The 9061-nt window shown below is 36.2% G+C and carries 11 protein-coding genes and 1 riboswitch; of the genes, 8 read left to right on the top strand and 3 right to left on the bottom strand.

Features of this window, described 5'->3' with window-relative positions; all coding sequences use genetic code 11:
- Positions 1-208: 208 nt before the first annotated feature.
- Entirely contained in the window at positions 209-364 is a 156-nt protein-coding gene (locus tag AB7942_RS29670) for a hypothetical protein (RefSeq protein ID WP_214716742.1), read from the bottom strand.
- A 73-nt stretch (positions 365-437) separates the two neighbouring features.
- Complete coding sequence (locus tag AB7942_RS29665; protein WP_369449658.1) at positions 438-893, bottom strand: CBO0543 family protein; 456 nt, start codon at positions 891-893, stop codon at positions 438-440.
- A 291-nt stretch (positions 894-1184) separates the two neighbouring features.
- Between AB7942_RS29665 and AB7942_RS29660 the strand changes: the two genes are divergently transcribed.
- The 3 genes from AB7942_RS29660 (at position 1185) to AB7942_RS29650 (ending at position 2620) form a co-directional block, all read left to right on the top strand.
- Complete coding sequence (locus AB7942_RS29660; RefSeq protein ID WP_369449657.1) at positions 1185-1727, top strand: hypothetical protein; 543 nt, start codon at positions 1185-1187, stop codon at positions 1725-1727.
- Positions 1728-1949: 222 nt separating this feature from the next.
- On the top strand, positions 1950-2072 hold the full coding sequence (locus tag AB7942_RS29655; RefSeq protein WP_369449656.1) for a hypothetical protein: 123 nt from the start codon (positions 1950-1952) through the stop codon (positions 2070-2072).
- The gene (locus AB7942_RS29650; protein ID WP_483310948.1) at positions 2072-2620 is read left to right on the top strand and encodes a DUF6944 family repetitive protein; all 549 of its coding nucleotides are present in this window, start codon (positions 2072-2074) and stop codon (positions 2618-2620) included. Before AB7942_RS29655 ends, AB7942_RS29650 begins: the two co-directional genes overlap by 1 nt.
- A gap of 210 nt (positions 2621-2830) precedes the next feature.
- Here AB7942_RS29650 and AB7942_RS29645 read toward each other — a convergent pair whose 3' ends face one another.
- Positions 2831-2959 carry a bacitracin ABC transporter ATP-binding protein gene (locus AB7942_RS29645; protein ID WP_369449654.1) on the bottom strand — a complete coding sequence of 43 codons (129 nt, stop codon included), beginning with the start codon at positions 2957-2959 and terminating at the stop codon, positions 2831-2833.
- Positions 2960-3114: 155 nt separating this feature from the next.
- A riboswitch (cyclic di-AMP (ydaO/yuaA leader) is annotated at positions 3115-3259 on the top strand.
- A gap of 159 nt (positions 3260-3418) precedes the next feature.
- Between AB7942_RS29645 and AB7942_RS29640 the strand changes: the two genes are divergently transcribed.
- The 5 genes from AB7942_RS29640 to AB7942_RS29620 all read left to right on the top strand — a co-directional run bounded on the left by AB7942_RS29640 (position 3419) and on the right by AB7942_RS29620 (position 8969).
- On the top strand, positions 3419-5245 hold the full coding sequence (locus AB7942_RS29640; protein ID WP_369449653.1) for an APC family permease: 1827 nt from the start codon (positions 3419-3421) through the stop codon (positions 5243-5245).
- A gap of 362 nt (positions 5246-5607) precedes the next feature.
- Positions 5608-5937, top strand: coding sequence for a hypothetical protein (locus tag AB7942_RS29635; RefSeq protein ID WP_369449652.1), 330 nt, complete (start codon positions 5608-5610; stop codon positions 5935-5937).
- A 132-nt stretch (positions 5938-6069) separates the two neighbouring features.
- A complete protein-coding gene (locus tag AB7942_RS29630; RefSeq protein ID WP_369449651.1) occupies positions 6070-7098 on the top strand; it encodes an ROK family transcriptional regulator in 1029 nt (342 codons plus the stop codon).
- Positions 7099-7142: 44 nt separating this feature from the next.
- On the top strand, positions 7143-8375 hold the full coding sequence (locus tag AB7942_RS29625; RefSeq protein WP_369449650.1) for an MFS transporter: 1233 nt from the start codon (positions 7143-7145) through the stop codon (positions 8373-8375).
- 204 nt (positions 8376-8579) lie between these two features.
- Positions 8580-8969, top strand: coding sequence for a cupredoxin domain-containing protein (locus tag AB7942_RS29620; RefSeq protein WP_369449649.1), 390 nt, complete (start codon positions 8580-8582; stop codon positions 8967-8969).
- The last annotated feature ends 92 nt before the right edge of the window (positions 8970-9061 follow it).

Raw genomic sequence — 9061 nt, 5'->3', positions numbered from 1 at the left:
CTAAATAAAATGACTCCGGCACAATACCGGAGTCACTTATTAGCAGCTTAAAATATTCGGTCTTTTTTTAGACTGTCCATTTTATGGGTCACAGTTCATATATTGGGGCAGCTTTTTTATTGTGAATCATTGGACGTAAGCTAACGGGGGCGTTTACTCCACGGGTGAAAGAGTGAAGGAAAAATAAAAAACCACTCAGAGTGGTTTTTTAATCTTGCATTGCTCCTGCCTCTCGGGAAGTCATTGCACCTTGTCCTTGACTTACATCCTTTTGTATTTCTTGTTTTACTTTTTGTGCATCAGTTCCCGCAAATTCTGGCCTCATAATAGAACCCACATTTTCTTTAGCTTGTTCCTGTTGCATAGAATTCCTCCGCATTTTATTATTTAACAATCTTATTATTTACAAAAAAACACTCGGTATATCCAGAGGATTTTTACCCCTTTTTTATTAGTCGCCTTACAAACCATACTTGTATAAATAGTATCTCGTATAAGAATGGATAGCATAGAGCTGAATGCCACCATTTCCATCCATCGTGAAAGTGTTCATATCCAGAAAGATAAAAAGAATACTCAAATGCAGTTGAAAATACAGACCACGCAAGGATATATGTAACCTTGACTTTCCTGGTTCGTTGATAAGGATACCAATTAATCAAGAGAATTGTAGCTGCTGGATAAATACCTAGAATAATAAGGGTAGTTTCCCAATCAATAACCTGTGGTTCAAAGAATCCGTACCAGTCCCATTTATCTGTCCATCTGTCAGTAAATTCTGCTGAGAATAGCCCCCAGAAGATCGAAGCATAATATACAATAGCTTGTAACTTCTTTTTGGTTAATAAGGCTACGGTATTAAAGGTCAATACAGAAACATAAAGATACCACATAATCTCCCTCTTTTGTCTGTTGATAAGTATAGGATGTGTTTGTGGTATTTTTTTATTATATATTATGTTTGTTTTTTCACTCGTTACCCAACATTTCTGACTAAAATGTGGGTACATATATGTTAATAATTCGAATATTTGGTTATCTGCTATTCCATATCCATTTTTTTATACTCTGTTGTTAAGAATCTAAAATTTATTCGCTGGTTAGATAGAACGAAACAGTATAACGCTGGGAAAAAAGGTTAATTTAATGAAAGAATTTCAGATGATGAAGAAAGAGGAGTAAAAATGTACACTCAAATTGACAAAATGGGAAGCAAATTTAATTCAATACAAAGAGATATATGGATTCATCACGATTTATTTAGTCCTGGATGGTGGGGTATTGTTATCTTTAATGTTTTATGTCTTATTTTGTTCTTATTTTTAATGGACCGTTATAGAAGGTTGTTAATTTCTTTTGCTTTTTTAGTGAATTTTGAAATTGTGGGGCTTGTAAATGAAATAGGCAATAATTTCGATTTTTGGAGTTATCCCCACCAGTTAGTTGTTTTGTCACATCGTTTTAATGCGGTAGATTTTGCAGCGGTTCCAGTAATTATGTCTTTGACCTATCAATTCTTTAGTAAATGGAAAGCCTATTTTCTCGCTACTATTGTTATATCAGCAATAATGTGTTTCATTGGGGTACCCATCTTTGTTTATTTTGGATTGTACAAGTTAGAAAATTGGAACTATTTATATTCTTTTTTAGTTACAGTTTTAATGTTAATAATATCTAAGTTAATCATTGAAATTGTAAGAAATAATGCGAAAAGATATTCACATTAAAATCTTCTTTAGTTGTTTTTTCTTGTTCAACTCCCATGAAGATTTAAAAAGCACAAAACCCAAAAAAGAGCAAAACAAACAATTCATATTTTAATAAAAAAATGACTTGTGTTTAATCTAGGACGTCAATCCTTTACTAATCCATTGATTTGTATCTTTATGTTAACTAATACAATTTCATGAATAACATAATAATACCTCGATGAAGGAGTGTATAGGAATATGGATTTTCAAGGAGAGGACCTTGTCATTGCAGGAAAATGGATACTGGGTGTTGGCTCACTAATTGATGCAATCGGGCAAACACACAAAGTTTATCGGGGAGCGACCAGGGTAAAGATTTAATCGCAAAAGGAAATGGAATTGAAGCTTTCGGAAATTCCTTACAAGCCATCGGGAGAACTAAGTTGTTAACACCAAAGAGGGAACTATCACAAATATATACCATCTTAGGTGCCTGGCTTCAGGCTGCTGGTAATACTACGAATGCAGTTGGTGTAGATATTGAAATATACGGTCCAGAAGAGGAAGGAACAGTGATAGATACCCTTGGTAGCGGAATACAAGGCCTTGGTGCAGCATTTGAAGCTGTAGGTGCAACCCTTTTAGAAGAATCGGACTATAGGACTCTTACAATATTTGGAGGTGGTTTCATTTCTTTAGGCGCTTTCTTAGGATCGATCGGTAATATCTATGTTTTAAACAAAAAAAATGTAATAGGGGAACAAATTTTATTGGTTGGCAGCTGGTTTCAAGTTCTGGGTTCATTTTTGTTAATTAATGCCGTTACCATTGAGTTCGAACACAAGCCACCTTTAAAACCTGAAAACGACTATTCTTATCCCTATTCTTATAATTCCTTCTCTAATATTGAAGAGATGTACTCAAAATAAAGGGTACAATACTAGAAGTTCCAGCTGCCATTTTGGCAGTTTTTCTTGTTGTGCTATCGGGGGAGGTTAGTGCAAGAAGGACTATTGTACTTCTATATTATATTTCTTCAGCTAACGGTCAGGTTAGTGTATAAGCAGAGGACAACAAAAAAACCGCTTCAATGCGGTTTATAGATTCAATATTTAAGTTATACCGTCTTAGCGTGCAATTTAATCAATATCATTGTTGGTAGGCTCTACATATTGTTCATTTTTAGGACCTCCAAATTGTTTGTTAATCTCCTTAGCTAATTCATCTAAAAAGTCATCAGATAAAAAGGGACTATTTTCTTTGAACATATAATACCTCATTTCCGTGTGGAATTTTAAAATCTTCTACGAGGTTGAAATAATATCTATATTACTAACATTACCACTGACCTAAAGTTTTAATCTTTTTACATAAATTTCATTTACTTTTGCTATTTACTGGAGTAATATAATCACAGTTTCAAATTCTTAAGTCGCTGAAACCATATGGTACGGGGGAACCATTTTTGTGGGTTGTTATTTAATCCACGGGGTGAATCCTTTTAAGGTAGGGCTACTCAAAGGTCCGAATCCGACAGCTAACCTCGTAAGCGTTAAATGAGAAGGAAGGTGGAGCTTGTGACACAAGAAAAATGACGTGTCTACAGGTCTATTTACTATGGCTTGTAGGCACTTTTTTTATTTATATAAAAAAATTGTTTTTTTTGTGGAAATTACTGTTTAAAGGGTAATATAAAACTATTAACACTATTGGGTGGTGAGTATTTAATGATTTCAGCCTTAAAAAGGTTTTTAATTGGACGTCCTTTGAAATCCAATGAATTAGGAGAACAGAAACTTAACAAAACGAAGGCATTAGCTATCCTTTCATCTGATGCTCTATCATCGGTGGCATATGGTCCTGAACAAATACTGATAGTTTTAGTTACAGTTGGTGCAGCTGCATTTTGGTATTCAATTCCTATCGCAGTTGGTGTATTAATACTTTTAGCAGCTCTTATCTTGTCTTATAGGCAAATCATCTTCGCGTATCCTCACGGTGGGGGAGCATATGTGGTTTCAAAAAATAACTTAGGTGTAAATCCTGGCTTAATAGCTGGAGGCTCTCTATTGGTAGACTACATACTAACTGTTGCTGTAAGTGTGTCTGCTGGTACTGACGCTATAACATCTGCCTTTCCGACCTTACATAAATTTAATGTCGAAATTGCGATTGTATTCGTCATTTTAATTACAATTTTAAATTTAAGAGGAGTAACGGAGTCCGCATCAATTTTAGCCTACCCCGTGTACTTGTTCGTATTAGCGTTGTTCATATTAATTGGTGTGGGAATTTATAATATTCTAACAGGAGGAGTTTCCCCTGAATTACATCCCCCAATTGGTACTCCTGTTACCGGAATCAGTTTGTTTATTCTGTTAAGGGCGTTTGCCTCGGGAAGTTCCGCCTTAACTGGGGTTGAAGCTATATCCAATGCCATTCCTAACTTCAAAGATCCCGGACCTAATAATGCTTCCAAAACGTTAATGATGATGGGCGCATTACTTGCCATATTATTTTCAGGAATTATTTATTTAGCCTACTATTATGGGATTACGCCAAGCGCAGAGGTAACCGTTGTATCTCAGATTGCTGAGGAGACTTTCGGACGGAATTTCATGTACTTTTTTATTCAAGGTACTACAGCATTAATTTTAATCCTTGCTGCAAACACAGGTTATTCTGCTTTCCCATTGCTGGCGGTTAACCTTGCAAAAGATAAGTTTATTCCAAGGATGTTTCTTGTTAGAGGGGACCGACTAGGATACTCAAATGGCATCATCATACTTGCAGTCACTTCAATCATTTTAATTATTGCTTTTAAGGCAGAAACAGAGCATCTAATTCCACTTTATGCTGTTGGTGTGTTTATTCCATTTACCTTGTCCCAAACTGGAATGATCGTTAAATGGATTCGCGAGAAACCTCAGGGGTGGCTTCCAAAACTAATAATTAATACAATAGGGGCCATTATTAGCTTTATTGTCACAATGATGTTCTTTTTAACTAAATTCACTCAAGTATGGTCGGTATTAGTTTTTTTACCAATTATTCTCTTTGTTTTCTACCGAATTAGAAAGCATTATGAAGCAGTCGGTGCCCAGCTTAGCCTCACAACTTGTGAACCATTGATGCCAATTGAAGGAAATGTACTAATAGTTCCTGTTGCTGGCATGACTAATGTGGTAGCGAATTCGATCAACTATGCAAAATCACTTTCTCAAGATCAAATTATTGCAGTATATGTCTCCTTTGAAAGAGATGACGAGAAAAACTTTGAAGAAAAATGGAAGAAGTGGCAACCAGATGTAAGACTGGTGACGCTGCACTCGCATTACAGAAGTATCATTAATCCCCTTACCAAATTTGTTGATACTATTGAACATAAAGCTAGTGAATCGAATTACCGAGTCACAGTAATAATCCCACAATTTATTCCTAAGAAAGGCTGGCACAATATTCTTCATAACCAATCTAGTTTACTGATTCGGGCATTCTTGCTGTTTCGGAGAAACGTTATTATCACAACTGTTCCTTATCATTTAAAAAAATAAAGACTATAAAAAATATCAATTCTTTCAGGCAGCTCTACTTTATATAGAGTTGCCTTTTATTTTAGACAAAAAATACATAACTTCAACATAAAAATTTTTGATTTTTTTGTAGTAGGATCTCCAAAACTGTCACTTTTTTACTAAACTATCCTACCCCGTTATTTGTAGAAGAAAAAAACGACCCTCGATGTTGAAGAATCGCACCAGCAAGTGCCTTTATTAGAAAAAGAGCCTTCATTTTTCCACAATTCTTTCGTTTTGCCTCGGGTTGAGAGGATAATTTTTTCTAATAAAGGAAAAATTAGGTAGAAAAGGGAGACTAAAACATCAACCAACATGAATGATTGAATTGAGGGAAATGGATGAATTTGAAACGAAGAAAGGCTCTCACTTATTTAATTACAATGGCTTTATCTTTTCTTTTTATCATACCTTCGGTGGATGCCCAAAATGTTAACCCAGAGGTCTTGGTAAGAGTAAAAGAAACACTTACTGTCAATGGAAAAGTATTTAAAGATTTAAATTCAAATGGAAAACTTGATGATTATGAAAACTGGGAGTTACCAATAGAAAAGCGAGTCGCTGATCTTGTATCCCAAATGACACTTGAGGAAAAAGCCGGCCTAATGATTATACCTGAATTTCATGAAATTGAAGGGTCAAAGATGGAGGTATACAGAGCCATTCCATAAATAACCTCCATTGATTCCGGTTAAATGATATGCTATATTATCAACATGACTTATTAAAGAGATTTAATAAGTTTTTTGATTGTTACTTATTAAAGTTCTTTAATAAGTCCATTTTAATAGGCGGTGACCCTAATGAACACGATTCCACCAAAATCGATGGGGAAGGAAATCCTTCGCGGTATTCGTAAATCTCTTTTAGATCTTGGCAGTGCAACAAAAGTTGAACTTAGCGATAAATTAGGAATTAGTTTTCCTACCATAAGTAAATTCTTAACCCAGATGGAAAAGGATGGTGAACTGATTTCAGTTGGTCTTGATGATTCGAGTGGAGGAAGAAGGGCAAAAAGATATACATATAATCCAGAGCATATGTTAGGTTTGGCAATCTTTTTAGAGAGGAAAGAGACAAATTATATTGTCTTTAACTGTTTAGGTGAAGTGAAGGATGTTGGAAAAACCTCAAGTCTCTTAGTAGATGTAGATTTACGATTATTAACCGACTGTGTTGAAGCGATAAGAGAGAAATATCCAAAAATTAGTTGTGTATCTGTCGGTGTACCTGGTTCCGTGGATGATGGACAGATTATTTATATACCAGGGTATGAACACCTTCAAAACTTCGATTTGAAGGGATACTTGGAAAGTCGGTTCTCAATACCTGTTGTAATCGAGAACGATATGAATGCGGCGGTGCTTGGATATCACGATAGTAAGGGAAATAAGAAAGATAAATCCCTTGTTTATTTATATTCAGGTCAAAATGGTCCAGGTGCTGGAATTATGGTCAATGGAGTCGTGGTACGAGGTAGCACTAATTTTTCAGGAGAGGTTTCATTTGTTCCACAGTATGATAACCAAAATTTTGGCCAGGCTTTGCAAAATGAAAACAGGACTAAGGGAGCAATTATATGTGAGGAATATGAGATTGACGCCATTAGCAGATTAGTAGCTTCCTTTGTAGCTATTATTAATCCTTATACCATTATTTTTTGCGATGATGAAGTCAACCAATTTATCCTAGACCAAATTTTAGACCGAAGCGCAAAGTATATTCCAGCAGAGCATCTTCCAGAACTCATAATGAGTGATTGGAGACAAGATTATTTATTTGGATTACAAAGTCTTGGTCTAGATCTCATGATCACCGGAATAAACAGCTAAGACAAATCAATACCTATGATAAACAATTAAAAGGCGGGGTTATAATGGCTACATTCTTTTTAGTAATTATCTACATGGCTTTTATCAGCTTAGGTTTACCTGATTCATTGTTGGGAGTGTCATGGTCTTTGATGCAATCGGAACTTGGAGCTCACTTTGAGACAGCCGGATTGCTTTTTATGACAATCGCTGGAGGAACGATCATTTCCAGTTTTGCTAGTGGAGTTGTCCTTAAACGCTTCGGAACTGGCATTGTCACATTTTTCAGTTGTTTAATGACTGCTGGAGCACTGCTTGGGTTTTATTTTGCTCCTTCGCTTTTTTGGCTATTTATTTGTGCCATACCACTTGGATTAGGTGCAGGTGCCGTTGATTCGGGATTAAACAATTATGTAGCGACACATTACAAAGCACACCACATGAGTTGGCTTCATTGTTTTTGGGGAGTTGGGGCTACACTTGGTCCCGTAATTATGGCTCAGTTTATTTCAGGGCAACATTCTTGGAGAAACGGGTATCTTGCCATCGCTGGTCTGCAGTTTGCATTGGTTGTCATTCTTTTCTTCACTTTGCCTTTATGGAATAAGGTGAGAGGAAACAGCATTGTGAACTCAACTAATGAGACAGAAAATACAGATGATGGATTATATGCAGCAGATGCTAAAAATCGAAAACCTTTGCAAATTAGGGGAGTTAAGCTAGCTTTGATATCTTTCTTGTTTTATTGTGGTGCAGAGTCAACTATGGGACTTTGGGGAAGTAGTTTCCTGGTAAATGTTAAAGAATTATCCGTAGATGCAGCCGCAAAATGGGTTTCCATGTATTACGGGGGTATCACAATCGGAAGATTTATTACAGGCTTTATTACCTTGAAAATAAGTAACCGAATGCTTATTCGGGTGGGGCAAATAATAGCATTAGCTGGTGCCGCATTCCTACTCCTACCATTGCCGTCCACTTTCTCGCTTGTCGGCTTTATTATGGTTGGATTAGGATTGGCACCGATATTTCCGTGTATGTTGCATGAAACGCCAACACGATTTGGGCAGGAACATTCCCAAACAATCATGGGGTATCAAATGGCCGTTGCTTATACAGGTAGTACGTTCCTGCCGCCTCTTCTTGGTTTCATTGCAGCACACTCGACAATAGGAATCTTCCCATTTGTCATTGCAGGTTTTATTGCAATAATGCTCTTGGGTTCCGAAAAATTAAATATCAAATTGAATAGAAACAATTTATTAATTGTAAAAAAGAAAAACTCCACAGTAATTTAATGTATAAAGGGATTTCCTTATTCAGTAACCTGCTATTAATTGAAGAAGAATGGATTCCAGAAGATCGTCCTTAGAGTCGATCTTTTTTCTTTGTCGCTGTTTCAGATAAAAGAGTTACTATTTGATGCACGTTGGAACCCAAATTTTAGTGATAAAATTGTATCAATTGGAAAACAATAGTGCTTAGGAAAGGAGGGGTTGAGAATGTTTGTGAAAAAGTGGTTAATTGGATTGGTCGTTATGCTTGCGATAATTGTGGTTATGACAACTCCGGGCTCACTCGAGGTGTTCGCTGAATCCGGCGTCGTAACACAACCTGTTGAGACAGTAAAAGCGATTGAGGTCGAGTTGCACGATGATTACTTTAATCCGAGAGTCATCACGATTCCGAATGGAAAAACGACAACGCTGATATTAAAAAACCAAGGTAAGAAAGAGCACACTTTCACAGTGGAAAATCTCAGTATTGACACCGAAGTCCAGCCGGGAACAGAAAAAACCATTACCGTGCAACCGAAAAATCCCGGTCCATATGACTTGATATGTCGGTACCATTTCATGAAAGGCATGGCTGGAAAAGTAATTGTCAAATAACAAGCAGGGCCAAGCTAAAATGTACCCGATAGTGTAGACACTTATAAAAAAGTCTACCTATCGGGTACTTTTTTGTATAATTAAGAAAAAAT

Source organism: Neobacillus sp. BF23-41 (assembly GCF_041106275.1).
This window is presented reverse-complemented; position numbering and strand designations above follow the sequence as displayed.

What these genes read in the sequence shown, in the direction of transcription:
- AB7942_RS29655 (WP_369449656.1), top strand. Translation starts at nt 1,950, where the DNA reads ATGGATTTTCAAGGAGAGGACCTTGTCATTGCAGGAAAATGGATACTG.
- AB7942_RS29635 (WP_369449652.1), top strand. Translation starts at nt 5,608, where the DNA reads ATGAATTTGAAACGAAGAAAGGCTCTCACTTATTTAATTACAATGGCT.
- AB7942_RS29620 (WP_369449649.1), top strand. Translation starts at nt 8,580, where the DNA reads ATGTTTGTGAAAAAGTGGTTAATTGGATTGGTCGTTATGCTTGCGATA.
- AB7942_RS29670 (WP_214716742.1), bottom strand. Translation starts at nt 364, where the DNA reads ATGCAACAGGAACAAGCTAAAGAAAATGTGGGTTCTATTATGAGGCCA.
- AB7942_RS29660 (WP_369449657.1), top strand. Translation starts at nt 1,185, where the DNA reads ATGTACACTCAAATTGACAAAATGGGAAGCAAATTTAATTCAATACAA.
- AB7942_RS29630 (WP_369449651.1), top strand. Translation starts at nt 6,070, where the DNA reads ATGAACACGATTCCACCAAAATCGATGGGGAAGGAAATCCTTCGCGGT.
- AB7942_RS29665 (WP_369449658.1), bottom strand. Translation starts at nt 893, where the DNA reads ATGTGGTATCTTTATGTTTCTGTATTGACCTTTAATACCGTAGCCTTA.
- AB7942_RS29640 (WP_369449653.1), top strand. Translation starts at nt 3,419, where the DNA reads ATGATTTCAGCCTTAAAAAGGTTTTTAATTGGACGTCCTTTGAAATCC.
- AB7942_RS29645 (WP_369449654.1), bottom strand. Translation starts at nt 2,959, where the DNA reads ATGTTCAAAGAAAATAGTCCCTTTTTATCTGATGACTTTTTAGATGAA.
- AB7942_RS29625 (WP_369449650.1), top strand. Translation starts at nt 7,143, where the DNA reads ATGGCTACATTCTTTTTAGTAATTATCTACATGGCTTTTATCAGCTTA.